Source organism: Allobosea sp. CRIB-10, from assembly GCF_900112185.1.
Taxonomy (GTDB): domain Bacteria; phylum Pseudomonadota; class Alphaproteobacteria; order Rhizobiales; family Beijerinckiaceae; genus Allobosea.
In genome coordinates this window covers 1-13,152 of sequence record NZ_FOKP01000027.1, presented here as the reverse complement: position 1 = coordinate 13,152, position 13,152 = coordinate 1, and the positions used below count along the sequence as shown (strand labels likewise).

The 13,152-nt window shown below is 65.5% G+C and carries 11 protein-coding genes; 5 read left to right on the top strand and 6 right to left on the bottom strand.

The window, feature by feature from the left end:
- Positions 1 to 11 precede the first annotated feature (11 nt).
- The 4 genes from BMZ69_RS25495 to BMZ69_RS25480 all read left to right on the top strand — a co-directional run bounded on the left by BMZ69_RS25495 (position 12) and on the right by BMZ69_RS25480 (position 3,668).
- Positions 12 to 905: an ABC transporter permease gene (locus tag BMZ69_RS25495; protein ID WP_210188087.1), complete on the top strand. Its 894-nt coding sequence runs from the start codon at positions 12 to 14 to the stop codon at positions 903 to 905.
- The gene (locus BMZ69_RS25490; protein ID WP_092162165.1) at positions 898 to 1,659 is read left to right on the top strand and encodes an SDR family NAD(P)-dependent oxidoreductase; all 762 of its coding nucleotides are present in this window, start codon (positions 898 to 900) and stop codon (positions 1,657 to 1,659) included. Before BMZ69_RS25495 ends, BMZ69_RS25490 begins: the two co-directional genes overlap by 8 nt.
- 16 nt (positions 1,660 to 1,675) lie before the next feature.
- A complete protein-coding gene (locus tag BMZ69_RS25485) occupies positions 1,676 to 2,866 on the top strand; it encodes an enolase C-terminal domain-like protein (RefSeq protein WP_092162164.1) in 1,191 nt (396 codons plus the stop codon).
- Positions 2,867 to 2,933: 67 nt separating this feature from the next.
- The gene (locus tag BMZ69_RS25480; RefSeq protein WP_092162163.1) at positions 2,934 to 3,668 is read left to right on the top strand and encodes a ribonuclease activity regulator RraA; all 735 of its coding nucleotides are present in this window, start codon (positions 2,934 to 2,936) and stop codon (positions 3,666 to 3,668) included.
- A gap of 409 nt (positions 3,669 to 4,077) precedes the next feature.
- Here BMZ69_RS25480 and BMZ69_RS25475 read toward each other — a convergent pair whose 3' ends face one another.
- From BMZ69_RS25475 to BMZ69_RS25465, 3 genes are all read right to left on the bottom strand, one after another.
- Positions 4,078 to 5,421 carry an aminotransferase-like domain-containing protein gene (locus BMZ69_RS25475; RefSeq protein WP_092162291.1) on the bottom strand — a complete coding sequence of 448 codons (1,344 nt, stop codon included), beginning with the start codon at positions 5,419 to 5,421 and terminating at the stop codon, positions 4,078 to 4,080.
- Between the two features lie 754 nt (positions 5,422 to 6,175).
- The gene (locus BMZ69_RS25470) at positions 6,176 to 7,156 is read right to left on the bottom strand and encodes a Bug family tripartite tricarboxylate transporter substrate binding protein (RefSeq protein WP_092162143.1); all 981 of its coding nucleotides are present in this window, start codon (positions 7,154 to 7,156) and stop codon (positions 6,176 to 6,178) included.
- 45 nt (positions 7,157 to 7,201) lie between these two features.
- On the bottom strand, positions 7,202 to 8,695 hold the full coding sequence (locus tag BMZ69_RS25465; protein WP_092162142.1) for an AMP-binding protein: 1,494 nt from the start codon (positions 8,693 to 8,695) through the stop codon (positions 7,202 to 7,204).
- Between the two features lie 115 nt (positions 8,696 to 8,810).
- Between BMZ69_RS25465 and BMZ69_RS25460 the strand changes: the two genes are divergently transcribed.
- Complete coding sequence (locus BMZ69_RS25460) at positions 8,811 to 9,704, top strand: LysR family transcriptional regulator (RefSeq protein WP_092162141.1); 894 nt, start codon at positions 8,811 to 8,813, stop codon at positions 9,702 to 9,704.
- 148 nt (positions 9,705 to 9,852) lie between these two features.
- Here the strand turns inward: BMZ69_RS25460 and BMZ69_RS25455 are convergent, their stop codons facing one another.
- The 3 genes from BMZ69_RS25455 to BMZ69_RS25445 form a co-directional block, all read right to left on the bottom strand.
- Complete coding sequence (locus tag BMZ69_RS25455; RefSeq protein ID WP_092162140.1) at positions 9,853 to 10,668, bottom strand: IclR family transcriptional regulator; 816 nt, start codon at positions 10,666 to 10,668, stop codon at positions 9,853 to 9,855.
- A 72-nt stretch (positions 10,669 to 10,740) separates the two neighbouring features.
- A complete protein-coding gene (locus BMZ69_RS25450) occupies positions 10,741 to 11,484 on the bottom strand; it encodes an enoyl-CoA hydratase-related protein (RefSeq protein WP_092162139.1) in 744 nt (247 codons plus the stop codon).
- A gap of 12 nt (positions 11,485 to 11,496) precedes the next feature.
- Positions 11,497 to 12,453 carry an NAD(P)H-dependent flavin oxidoreductase gene (locus BMZ69_RS25445; protein WP_092162138.1) on the bottom strand — a complete coding sequence of 319 codons (957 nt, stop codon included), beginning with the start codon at positions 12,451 to 12,453 and terminating at the stop codon, positions 11,497 to 11,499.
- Between the last annotated feature and the right edge of the window lie 699 nt (positions 12,454 to 13,152).

Sequence of the window (13,152 nt, the reverse complement as noted above, 5' to 3'; positions counted from 1 at the left end):
CGATGGCAGCGGTGACCGGACCTATGCCCTCCGCCGCCGCATCGACGCGGCGAGCCCCGCTCTCGCCCGGCGCGATCATTCTGCGCCGGATCCTCGCCTCCTGGCAGGGCCGGTTCGGCACGATCGTGCTCGCCGTCATCGTCGCGCTCGGCCTGCTGGCGCCCTGGCTCTCGCCCTATTCGCCCGTCGACATCGACCCGGACGCCTTCTCGATGCCACCGAGCGCGGCGCACTGGTTCGGCACCGACGAGATCGGCCGCGACGTGCTCTCGCGCGTACTGCACGGCGCCACGGTCTCGCTGCAGGTCGTGATCTTCGCGATCGGGCTCGCGCTGATCGCCGGCTCGCTGCTCGGGCTGGTTTCCGGCTGGCTCGGCGGGCGCTGGGACGCGCTGATCATGCGCGTCATGGACGCCTTTCTCGCCTTCCCGCTGCTGGTGCTGGCGCTCTCGATCGTCGCGGTGCTCGGCCCCGACCTCGTCAACGTCATGCTCGCCATCGCGATCACCAAGCTGCCCGGCTTCGCCCGGCTGGTGCGCGCGGAGGTGCTGACGCTGCGCGAGGCCGACTATGTCGTGGCGGCGCAGGCTTCCGGGGCGCGCCCGCTGCGCATCATGTTCAAGCACATCTGGCCGAACGTCTCCGGCAACGTCATCGTCTACGGCTCGCTCTCGGCCTCGCAGGCGCTGATCACCGAAAGCGCCCTCTCCTTCCTCGGCCTCGGCGTCCAGCCGCCGACGCCGAGCTGGGGCTACATGGTCGCGACCGGCATCCAGTTCTACCAGTCCTGGTGGATGAGCTTCTTTCCCGGGCTCGCCATCTTCCTGACCGTGCTGGCGCTCAACTTCCTCGGCGATGCCGTGCGCGACGCCTTCGACGCGAGGCTCGGCGACAGCCATGGCTGAGCCGGCACGCCTCCAGGTCGATCTCACGGGGCGCCGGGCGCTCGTCACCGGGGCGACGCAGGGCATCGGCCTCGCCATCGCGACCGCGCTGGCGCGCTCCGGCGCCACCATCTGCCTCAACGGCCCGGCGGCCGGTGAGGAACTCGATGCAGCCTGCCTCGCAGCAGCAGCGGCGCTCGGCGTCGCTGCCGACCTGACGCAGGCCGCCGACGTCGAGCGCCTGATCACCGAGGCGACGGACCGGCTCGGCGGGATCGACATGCTCGTGCTCAACGCCGCCTTGCAGGAACGAGCGCCCTGGCACGGCTTCGAGCGTGCCGCGCTCGACCGGCAATGGAAGCTCAACCTCGCCGCCAATTACCGGCTGATGCAGGCCTTCGTTCCGGCCATGGCGGAACGTGGCTTCGGCCGGCTGATCGCGATCGGCTCGATCCAGCAGGTCAGGGAGCATCCCGAAATGCTCGCCTATGCCGCGAGCAAGGCGGCGCTGGAGAGCATGGTCCGCAACATCGCCCGCCAGGTCGCGGCCAATGGCGTCACCTGCAATGTGCTGGCGCCGGGTGCCATCGCGACCGCGCGCAATCGCGAGGCCCTGGCCGACCCCGCCTATCGCGACGCCGTGCTCGCCCGCATCCCGGCGAACCGCTTGGGCACACCGGAAGAATGTGCCGCGGTCGCGCTGTTCCTGGCCTCCGACGCTGCCCGCTACATCACCGGCACGACGCTTTTCGTCGATGGCGGCATGCACCTTTGAGGGAGTGAACAGGCCGATGAAGATCGTCGACATGAGGGTGCGCTGCGTGGCGATCCCGCTCAATGCGCAGCTTCGCCACAATACCGGGGTCCATCCCGGCTATTTCCTGCGCACCATCCTCGAACTGGTCACCGACGAAGGCCTCATCGGTCTCGGCGAGGTCGGCGGCGGCGACCAGCGCGGCGCCCTGATGAAGCTGAAGCCTCGCATCATCGGCATGGACCCGTTCCATCTCGAGCTGATCAAGCTCAAGACGCTCAGGGCGATCTATTATCTCTCCAACGCCCGCCTCTATGCCGCGATCGAGATGGCCTGCCTGGATATCCAGGGCAAGGCGCTCGGCCGCCCGCTCTGCGACCTCCTCGGCGGGCCGGTGCGCGACCGCATCCCGATGATCGCCTATCTGTTCTGGCGCTACGACCGGCCGGGCGGCGGCCATGACGAGCATCCGCAGGACATGGCCGATCTCTGCCAGGAATTGCACGAGACGCTCGGCGTCAGGGCGATGAAGCTGAAAGCCGGCGTGCTCTCGCCCGAGATCGAGGCGGCGGCGGTCGAAGCCTGCCGTGAGCGCATGGGACCGGATTTCGGCCTGCGCATCGATCCCAACGGCGTCTGGTCGGTACCCACCGCGATCCGCATCGGCCAGCGGCTCGAGGCCGTCGGCATGGAATATTTCGAGGACCCCGCCTGGGGGCTCGAAGGGAATGCCGCCGTGCGCAAGGCGGTGCGCATCCCGATCGCCACCAACATGTATCCCGCCAAGTTCGACGATCTCGGCCCGGCGATCCGCCTCGGAGCGGTCGATATCGTCCTGACCGACATCCACTACTGGGAAGGCCCGCGCGGCGTGAAGGACCTCGCCGCGGTCTGCCGCACATTCGCGCTCGGCGTCGCCATGCATTCGGGCGCCGAGTTCGGCATCGAGCTCGCCGCCATGCTGCACACCGCCGCGACCATCCCCGAGATGAGCTTTTCCGGCGACGCCCACTACCACTACCTGACCGACGACATCATCGAGGGCGGGCTGATGCCCTATGAGGACGGCGCCATCCGCGTGCCGACCGGCCCAGGCCTCGGCGTCGCGCTCGACGAGGACAAGATGCGCCATTACGGCGCACTCTACGAGGAGAAGGGCGACTACTACGCCCGCTTCCACCAGGACCCCTACCGCCCGGACTGGCATCCGGTCGTCGGCGGCCTTTGAGTAGCCGGCTTACTAACTTGAAGAAGCGCAACGCCCCGGTCACGCCGGCAACCATCAGGAACGACCCATGTTCGACATCCCAACGATCAACCGTCCCGCCAAGGCGCTTCTCGACGGGCTCGCCAGCATCGGCACGGCCACCGCGTCGAGCGAACTCTACAAGATGGGCATCCGAAACCCGTTCATCGTCGGAGCCGTGCCGCACTCGCGTGGCAAGGTCATCGCCGGCCCGGCGCTGACGCTGCAGTTTATGCCGAAGCGTGAGGACCTCTATGGCGACGACGAATATGCCGATCGCGAGAAGCAGCTTCACCGGCATGCGCTCTATCACGTCGAGGCCGGCGACGTCGTCGTTGTCGACGCCCGTGGCGACATCCAGAGCGGGATCTTCGGCGAGATGATGCTGACCTATTTCGCCGGCAAGGGCGGTGCAGGCATGGTCATCGACGGGGTGATCCGCGATGCCGCCAAGGCGTTCGCGCTCGACATCGGCTACTGGATGCGTGGCACGACGCCGAATTTTCACACGCAGACGACGCTGATGCCGCATGCGGTCAACGTGCCGATCGCCTGCGGCGGGACTTATGTCAGGCCGGGCGACATCATCATCGCCGACGATGACGGGGCGATCTGCGTCCCCATAGCCTATGCCGAGAGGCTACTCGAAGCCGGCAGCCATCATGCCGAATGGGAGGATTTCTCGCGCATCATGCTGTCGAAGGGCGGCGATCTTAGGCGCTACTATCCGCTCGCCCAGGATGCCGAGGCTGAGTATTTGGCGTGGAAAGCACAGCAGGTGTAGAGATCACGGGCGTGGTCATAGGCGCGCACGTTTGGCATCCGCCCGAAACCGGACGTTGCAGTAGCGAGCACTGGCTCCAACCGCATCCACCTGGTCCCGCGGTGACGATGTCTTGAAACCGCCGGCCTTCCTAGAGCATTCCCGCGGCATTTTCAGCCTCGTGAAGCTTCGGCTCTTCGCACACTGTTTGGTTCCGGCCCTGTTCGTCACGGCCACCGTCCTGGCTGGCGTCGTGACCCCGGCCTCCGCTGGCTTTGGCCGGACGGATGCCATGAAGTGGCGATGCCCACCACCTCCGGAGCCGAGTTCTCCCGGCCGCCGGCAAGGACGGAACGATCGAACAGGTCATAGGAAACGACGCGGACAACTCCACCTCAAAGCGGTCCAGCTTCAAGGGCTCACATCAAGCTCATTCGGTCGAGTCGAAGTCGTCTTCTCCTGCGTGCAGCATCGCCGCCAGCGTGTGCAGCCCGCTATCGAGTTGGTCCATCGACGGCGTCGCCAGGGCCAGCCTGACGGCGTTCGGCGCATGTCCGGGCGTGACGGCGAAGGTGCTCGACGGGGTCAAGGCGATATCGCGCCGGGCCGCGGCCGCGACGAAACTCTGCGACCGCCACTGCGCCGGCAGGGTCAGCCAGAGATGATAACTGTTCTTGTTGGCCTGTATCTGGAAACCGGCGAGCCGGTCAGCCGCGAGGTTCTGACGCGCGCGGGCATCGAGGCGCTTCAGCCCGACGAGCTCGGCGACGGTGCCGTCCTCCATCATCCGCTGTGTGGCCGCGAAGGCAAATCCCGATGCTGTCCAGCCGCCCGACCGCACGGCGGCCTTGACGCTCTCGTGCAGGCGCAGCGGCACCGTGATGAAGCCCAGCGTCAGTCCCGGCGCCACCTTCTTGGACAGGCTGTCGATGACGAGGCAGGTGTCCGGCGCGAGTGCGGCCAGCGGCGGCTGATCGTCGAGGAAGCCATAGACATTGTCCTCGATGATCGGCAGGCCGAGCTCGCTGGCGACCCGCAGCAGATCGGTGCGCCGCGCCGCAGGCATCGTCGTGCCCAGCGGGTTCTGGACCGCCGGCTGGATGTAGAGCCCCGAGAGATGGGCTTCGCGGTGGGCCTTCTGGATCGCGTCGGGTCGCATGCCGTTCTCGTCCATAGCGAGTGGCACCAGCGTGATCCCGAGCCTTGCGGCGATGCCCTTGATGAAGGGATAGGTCAGCGCCTCGACGCCGCAGCGGCCGCCGGTCGGAACCACGGCTGCGAGCGCCGCGGCAATGGATTGTCGTCCGCAACTGGTGAAGACGAGCTGTTCAGGAGCCGGCGTCCATCCGCCCTGTGACAGGAACGCGGCTCCGATGCTGCGAACGGCAGGCGTTCCGATGCTGGTCGCCTGTCTCAGCGCGGCATCCAGGGCCGTGATCTCCTCCAGACCTTTCAGACTCCGCGCGATGAGTGCCGTCTGCGTCGGAAGGATCGGATAGTTGAACTCGAAATCGATCCGGATGCCGCCCGGCTCACCAACAGACACTCCACCCTGCTTGGCCTCGCCGGAGACGAAGGTGCCCCGGCCGACTTCGCCGACGACAAGGCCCCGGCGCAGCAGCTCTGCATAAACCCGGCTCGCCGTCGAAACGGCGATTCCCCGTTCATAGGCGAAATTGCGCTGCGGTGGCAGGCGGTCTCCCGGCTTGAGCGCTCCGCCAGCAATATCCGCTGCGATCGCGTCAGCCAGTCTCAGATAGTCGGACTTCGACATCATTGCACCGAGAGCAATGTTTCGATTGGTCCGATAGATCTATCGGATCATTCTGCTTCCATCAACCCGCTTGCACCGGAGAAGGGGGACGTTCTGATGTCTGGCACCGACGCCGGTGCCAGACGCCTTACGACGAATTCATACGGTCCGCAGCATTCTTTGGAGGCCGGAAATGTCTGGATTCGTGCTGCTCGTCACCTGGCAGACCGTCATAGGGCGGGATTGCTCCGTGTCCTTCGCGCTTTGTCAAGCCATGCACGCGGGCTGCCGAATGCGAGTAGCGCCCGGCGACAGATAGGATTGGGTGGTCTAAACCTTGATTTACCAACCGGCGTGGATGCGAGCTGTCGTCTCAGAATGGGGGCCGGTTGCGCCGGGGGCACGCTGCTCAACCCGCGCGGCGAGATCGGCGATCGCGTGACCATGCAGGCGGCGATCCGGCATGTCACCGCCGGCGCCGCCTGGGTCAGTCTCTAGAGCATTTTCGAGCGAAGTGGGCACCGGTTCGCGTCAAGAAAATGTGATAAAACAAGAAGCTAGAGTATTTTCGCGATTCGGAGAAACGCGGAAATACTCTAGCGGTCCGATGCCCGCGACAGGTTCGGGGGCGACCGGAGCGAGCTCATCTGACAGTGGGTTCCTGCCAGATGGCGCTTGTTGCGTTACGGCGGATATCGCAGCGATGCAGAACGCCGAAGCCCTTGAGAAGCGTCGAGGCGCAGGAATGCTTCCGACGAGCGGCTGGCGATGGTCATCAGTCTAGAGCTATGTTGCTGCTCGCGATGATGTCGCCCCAGCGCTTGCGGTCCGCTTCGAGAAAAGCTGCGATGTCGGCCTCGCTCATCGCGCGCTGCATTGTCCAACCCTGCTTTTCGAGTGTCGCTCGCAGGTTGGTGTCGGTATAGAAACCGGCAAGGCTGCGCTGAAGCCGCTCTACGATCGCTTCAGGTGTCGCCTTGGGCAGCGCAAGTGCGAACCAGACCGCCGACTCCTGCCCGGGATAGCCTGCTTCCGCGATCGTGGGCACATCGGGCAACGCCGCAAGCCGCGACGTCGACGTCACAGCCAACCCGTTCAACGCGCCGGCCTGGACATGCGGCAGGGACGTGCTGACCGTATCAAACATCAGCTGGACCTGACCGCCAACCAGATCTTGGAGCGCTGGCGCGCTGCCACGATAGGGCACATGCGTCATCCGCGTACCGGTCGCTGCCGTGAAGCGCTCGACCGCTAGATGCAGGGGATTGCCGATGCCCACGGATGCGAAGTTCAGCTTGTTGGGGTTGGCCTTGAGGTAGGCAACCAGCTCGGCGACCGATTTCACAGGTACCGATTTATGCGTGGCGACGACGAGCGGGACTTCGGCCAGCAGACCGAGTGGGCGTAGATCGCGCCTCGGATCGTAGCCCAGCTTTTTGTAGAGGAGCGGGTTGAGCACGAGGTTTGCGCCACTCGCCATGAGCAGGGAGTAGCCATCGGGCTCGGCGCGCGCGACCGTTTCGGCGCCAAGATTGGTGTTGGCGCCAGGCTTGTTCTCGACGACGATCGGCTGCCCGAGATCGCGGCTCATGGTCTCGCCGAGGCTGCGCGCCAGCTGATCGGTCGCGCCGCCTGCCGGATAGGGCACGACGAGTTTGATAGGGCGCGTCGGATAGTCGGCCGCAACGCCCTGGATCGTGCCGAGCGCGAGCAGAGACGCGCAGATGGCGCCTTTGACGGCAAACCGAAAACTCATGGTGTTTCCCCTCTTTTCTTTCTGGTTGTGGCCTGCTTTGGCTTGTCAGATCTGCCGTCCGCTTCTGTCCCAATACGGGGCGCGCAACGCCTTCTTGGCGATCTTGCCGTTGTCGTCGCGAGGCAGCTGAGTCACGAACTCGATGCGCCGCGGCACCTTGTAGCCGGCGATCTCGCGCCGCAGCGCTTCGGTCAGTGTCTCGGGCTGGGGCGCCTGACCGGGCTGCAGCTGAACCAGCGCGTGCAGTTGCTCGCCGAATTCCGGATCGGGAATGCCGAAGACGGCGCAGTCGAGAACGCCGGGACAGCGCACCAGCGCATGCTCGATCTCAGCCGGATAGATGTTGACGCCGCCGGAGATCACCATGTCGGATGCCCGATCGCAGACATAAAGATGACCGTCGGGGTCGAGATAACCCATGTCGCCGAGCGTGATGCGGCCGTCGCGCTCGATTGCGGCACGCGCCTCGGGCTGGTTACGATAGGTGAAATCCGGATAGGCGGGCTGACGAACATAGATCAGACCGATCTCACCCGCCGGCAATGGCCTTCCGTCCGAGTCGAGGATCGCAATGCTGGCGTCGCCGATGGGCCTCCCGCTGCTGCCAGGCCGGCGAAGGGCCTCCTCAGCTCCGATGGCGGTGACCATGCCGGCCTCGCTGGAGGCGTAGGTTTCGTGCACGATGGGCCCGAGCCAATCGATCATGGCGCGCTTGAGCGTGGGTGCGCAGGGGGCGCCCGTCGAGGCCACGAAGCGAAGACTCGACAGATCGTACCGCGTCCGGATCTCCACGGGCAGCTTCAACAGACGCACATACATCGTCGGTACGAGGTAGACGGTCTCGATTCTGTGTTCCTGGATCAGCCCGAGCAATTCCTCTTCCCGAAAGCGCGGCATCACCACCAGGAGCGAGCCGACCAGCAGGGACATCTGCGCGAACAGGCTAGGCGCGCTGTGATAGAGCGGTGCGGGCATCAGAGCGCGCCCGCCCGGCCTGATGCCGAAGGCGGCCTCGACCACAGCCATGGTGTTGCGCTGATGGTCGGCGATGTCGGCGAGTGGCGGGGCCGCGCGCACCACCCCTTTCGGCCGCCCGGTCGTGCCTGAGGTGTAGGCCATGTGGCCCCGCGGCGAAACGGCCGGGCCGTCATAGGCGCTTTGCCGGCTTAGCCATGCCTCGTAATCTGGTGCCTCCGAAGGACCGGTGCCGACAGACAGGCAGTTCAGGCCAGGCGGAACGGCGTCCCCGGCGGCCGCAAGCAGGTCGGCATGGCCGACCAGCGCCCTCGCGCCGCTGTCGGCCAGCAGGAAGCCGATCTCGACCGGCGCGAAGTGCCAGTTGATCGGACAATAGACGAAGCCGCCGATCCTGCAGGCCTGAATGATGTCGGCGTAGACGGGATCGTTGCGGAGCAGCACAGCAACGACGTCGCCCTCGCGCAAGCCGAGCGCGAAGAGGCCGCCGGCAAGGCGGCTTCCTCGCGCTGCCAACTCGGGCCCTCTGACGATGCGGGTATTGAAGATCAGGTCTGCCGGCACGGGGGGCTCCTCAGGCGACGCTCAAACGTGCTTCCAGAAACGATTGTAGCCAGTGATAACTTGTCTACAATTCCAGATTTCCAGACATCATTGTTTAGGAAAACAGGACAATTGCATGGATCTGAATCTGCTTCTGCTCTTCGCCGAGATCGTTGAGACGCCCAATCTCAGCGAGGCGGCACGAAGACTCGGGCTGTCGCGGTCCAGGGTCAGCCAGCAGCTCAAGACCCTCGAAAGGCAGATCGGCGCGCAGCTGATGCGGCGGACGACCCGGCGGGTCGACCTGACCGATGCCGGGCATACAGCCTACGAACATGCGATCCGCCTGCGGGAGGATGCGGGGGCGGCAATGGCGGCGATCGCCGGGCATCGGCAGCATCCGCGAGGCCATGTTCGGGTCAGTGTGCCGACGGGGCTCGGGCGGCTGGTGCTGGCGCCCGTCCTGCTCGATTTCCTGCGCGAGCACGAGGAGATCACGCTCCGGGTGACCTTCGGCAACCGCATCGACGATCTCGTCGCCGACAACATCGATGTTGCAGTCAGGGTCCTATCGACACCGCCCGATACGGTCGTCGCCCGCGAATTGCGCCGTATCGCCTGGCGGCTTTGCGCGACGCCCGAGATCGCGGCACGATTCGACGATACCAGCCCCGAGGGGCTGCGGCGCTTTCCCTTTGTCGCTCCCCCGCCATCGGGACGCGACTATCCCGTCCGCCTGTCGCGGCGTGGCGCGGTGAAGGTGCTGGCGACATCGCCACGGTTGCAGGCTGAGGACTTTCTGTTCATGCGCGAGGCGTTGCTCGCCGGCATGGGCGCAGGATTGCTGCCGGATTACATGGCGGACGAACTGATAGCGGCGGGCCGGCTCGTCACCTTGTTGCCCGACTATGAGGTGCTCGGCCCCGGAGATCGCCTTTTCTTGCTGACGACGCCGACGCCGCATCCGGCGCCCGCCGTGCATGCCCTGGTGGCCCATCTTCGTAAGTTCGCCGCGTCCTGGCCTCACTGATGCGGGTGAACGAGGCGAGATCCTGGCAGGCCCCGTGCCGGGGGTTCGGGCGGTCGCGGCAGGCGCTCGATCGGCGAGGCCTCGGAACAGCCGAAACAGTCGACGCTACGTCGAAGCGCCGGACGCGACGCCGGAGGGATGAAGCGCTTTACGATCCCAGGATGCCCGTCAAGCTGGAGGCCAGGGCCCTCAGCTTCGGTCTGACCTCCTGCAATAGGAAATCTCGCTCGAGGATCACGGTCGGTGCACCGCAGTTGATCGACATGATCGGCAACCCGCCGCCGGGATCGAACGCGACCGCGATCGCGTTGACCGTGGGCTGCCAGTCGCCGAACGAGAGCGCGCAGCCATACTGATCGTAATCGAGCAGCGCTTGCTCGATGCCGGCCTTGAGTTTCGGCCAGGCAGCTTCGTCGATGGAATGAATGTCCTCCATCAGCGCCTCGCGCTCGTCCCTGCTGCACAGCGCGATGTAGGCCCTTCCCATGGCGCTGCGCGAGATCGGTACGCGTGACCCGGTATCCATGTTGAGAGCGATCGCGACATCGGCACGGCAGCACCCGATGTAGCGCATGCTGAGCCGATCCCGGACGCCAAGGGCGACCGACGCCTGCGAGAAGGTCGCCAGATCCTGCATTCCCGGCTGGGCGAGCTGGCGAATGTCCAGGCCGGCGAGCGCCTTGGCACTCAGCGCGAGCAGAGCCGTGCCGCGCCGATAACTGATTCTGCCCGGCACCTGATGGAGATAGCCAAGAACCGTCAGCGTATGGGTGATGCGTGAAACGGTCGATGGCGGCAGCTTGCAGCGGGCGGCGATTTCCGAGTTTCCAAGCGCGCCCTCGCCTCGGCCGAAACAGGCCAGGACGTCGAGTCCTCGCGCCAGCGCGGTCACGAAATGACGATCGTCGTCCGGCCCATTCGCATGGCCGGTTGGGGCCGGCCCCGGCGCTTTGCGCAAACGCATGATACCCTCCTGGCTATCGGCTGTTCGCCTCTTAACATCGACGGCTCTGGGTTGCCCCAAGATCACGAACCGTTAGCGCTTCAGGAAGGCGGCGAAGGCGGCCTTGGCCTCGGCCGACAGCAGACGCTCGCCGAAGTGACGGCTTTCGGTCGCGATCGTCTCGGCGATCGCCTCGGTCGCGCCCCGCTTCAGGAGCGATTTCGTCAGCGTCACGGATTGCGGCGGCAGGGCGGCGAGCGCGCTCGCCTTGTCCAGCGCCCTTGCCAGCGCCTCGCCTTGCGGCGTCACGGCATTGATCAGGCCGGCATCGACCGCGATGTCGGGGCCGAAGGCCTCGCCCAGCATCAGCAATTCGGACGCACGCTTCGAACCGGCGAGCAGCGGCAGGAGGTAGGACGAGGCGCCTTCCGGACAAAGGCCCATTGTCACGAAGGGCAGGCGGAAGCGCGCGCCGGTGCCGGCGAAAGCGAGGTCGCAATGCAGAAGCATGGTCGTACCTATGCCGACGGCGAAGCCCTCGACCGCCGCGACGATCGGCTTCTTCGCCGTCGAGATCGCGGTCAGGAACTCCATGGCGACACGCGGGCCAGAATCGGTCACCGCGACGAAGTCCTCGATGTCGTTGCCGGAGGTGAAGCATTGGTCGGCGCCGGTCAGCACCATCGCGCGGATCGCGTTGTCCGCTTCGGCCATGGCGATCGCGTCGATCAGCCCGCGATAGCTCGCCCGGTCGAGCGCGTTCTTGCGCTCGGGCCGGTTCATCGTGATCTGACGGACGCCGGCGGCCGGGGTCGTGGTCAGGATCGTATCGGTCATGGCCCGTCCTCCTCAGCGCGCGCAGAGCGCGGCCTTGGCCTGCGCATATTCGGATGTCAGGCGGGCGATCACCTCGGCGACTGGCGGGCAATCGTCGATCAGCCCGACGGCCTGGCCCGAACCCCAGATGTCGCGCCAGGCCTTGGCCGTGCCCGAGCCGAAGCTCATCTTGGTCTTGTCGGCATGGGGCAGATCGTCGGGGTTCAGGCCCTGCGCGACGATCGACGGCTTAAGGTAGTTGCCGGGCACGCCGGTGAAATAGGGCGTGTAGACGATGTCGGAGGCGCTCGTGCCTACGATCATGTCCTTGTAGGCGTCCGCGGCGTTGGCCTCCTTCGTCGCGATGAAGCGCGTGCCGATATAGGCGAGATCGGCGCCCATCGCCTGCGCGGACAGGATCGCCGAGCCGGTTGCGATCGCGCCGGAGAGGATGATCGGCCCATCATGGAAGCGGCGCACCTCGCCGACGAGCGCGAAGGGGCTCAAGGTGCCGGCATGGCCGCCGGCGCCGGCACAGACTAGGATCAGCCCGTCGACGCCGGCTTCCAGCGCCTTCTGTGCATGGCGGATGGTGGTGACGTCGTGGAAGACGAGGCCACCATAGGAATGGGCAGCCTTGACCACCTCGTTCGGCGCGCGCAGCGAGGTGATGATGATCGGCACCTCATGCTTGACGCAGGTTTCCATGTCCTGCTGCAGGCGGTCGTTGGAGGTATGGACGATCTGGTTGACCGCGAAGGGCGCGATTTTTCGCGTGGGATCGGCCGCCTTCGCCTGGGCGAGCTCCGCCTTGATCCGCGTCAGCCACAGGTCGAGCTGCTCCGCGGGGCGGGCGTTCAGCGCCGGAAAGGAGCCGACGACACCGTTGAGGCATTGCTGGATGACGAGCTCCGGCCCCGAGACAATGAACATCGGCGAGGCGATGACTGGCAAGGCGAGAGCGTCGGAAAGCAGGGCGGGCAGGGCCATGAGAGGTCTCGTCTGAAGTTTACGGGGGGCGGATGCGGATGCGATCGCGGAGTGGTCTCGACCGAGGTCGCGGGGAGGCTCGCAGATTGCGCGCGGACAATTCGGCGCCGTCGTTAACGAGAGAGCCGCAATGAAATTGCTGCAATCGCGCTCTGGCTAAGTCTTGCCTTCGAAGTGATGGGCGGGATCGGCCGCAGCCACGAGCTTCTTGCGACAAGCCGAACAACAGGAGCAGCGGCAGGTGCCGCGCGGCTTGACGGTAGCCGGCCTGCTGCGGGTTTGGCCGCGCGCACCAGCTATTGCCAGAAGCCCACTTCGAAGCATGGCGCCGAGCCTCCGTTTGTGTGTCGCCGGAATGAGAATGTCACGCCGACGCTCGCAAGCCTTCGCATGAGCCAGAACCGCACGTCAACATGCAGAATTATTTCTGCATTGCAGAATTATCACGATTGCTCGTTCTCCCGATATTTTGCTTTTATGCGGGTATATCTTATGGCAGAAGCAAATCTAAGAACTGCATATCAAAACTAATTCTGCATTGCAGAATTATAATGAGGGCCGAAGCTCCATGACGACGGTGCGACTTGAACGGTGCGGCAGAGTCGCCGTCGCGAGCCTCGACCATCCGCCGGTGAACGCATTGGCGGCGGCGTTGCGTTCCGACCTGTTGCAGGCGCTGACGCGGGCGATGGCCGACGG

Excerpts from the sequence above, each read along its gene's own strand:
- BMZ69_RS25490 (WP_092162165.1), top strand. The coding sequence starts at position 898 with ATGGCTGAGCCGGCACGCCTCCAGGTCGATCTCACGGGGCGCCGGGCG.
- BMZ69_RS25485 (WP_092162164.1), top strand. The coding sequence starts at position 1,676 with ATGAAGATCGTCGACATGAGGGTGCGCTGCGTGGCGATCCCGCTCAAT.
- BMZ69_RS25480 (WP_092162163.1), top strand. The coding sequence starts at position 2,934 with ATGTTCGACATCCCAACGATCAACCGTCCCGCCAAGGCGCTTCTCGAC.
- BMZ69_RS25475 (WP_092162291.1), bottom strand. The coding sequence starts at position 5,421 with ATGTCGAAGTCCGACTATCTGAGACTGGCTGACGCGATCGCAGCGGAT.
- BMZ69_RS25470 (WP_092162143.1), bottom strand. The coding sequence starts at position 7,156 with ATGAGTTTTCGGTTTGCCGTCAAAGGCGCCATCTGCGCGTCTCTGCTC.
- BMZ69_RS25460 (WP_092162141.1), top strand. The coding sequence starts at position 8,811 with ATGGATCTGAATCTGCTTCTGCTCTTCGCCGAGATCGTTGAGACGCCC.
- BMZ69_RS25455 (WP_092162140.1), bottom strand. The coding sequence starts at position 10,668 with ATGCGTTTGCGCAAAGCGCCGGGGCCGGCCCCAACCGGCCATGCGAAT.
- BMZ69_RS25450 (WP_092162139.1), bottom strand. The coding sequence starts at position 11,484 with ATGACCGATACGATCCTGACCACGACCCCGGCCGCCGGCGTCCGTCAG.
- BMZ69_RS25445 (WP_092162138.1), bottom strand. The coding sequence starts at position 12,453 with ATGGCCCTGCCCGCCCTGCTTTCCGACGCTCTCGCCTTGCCAGTCATC.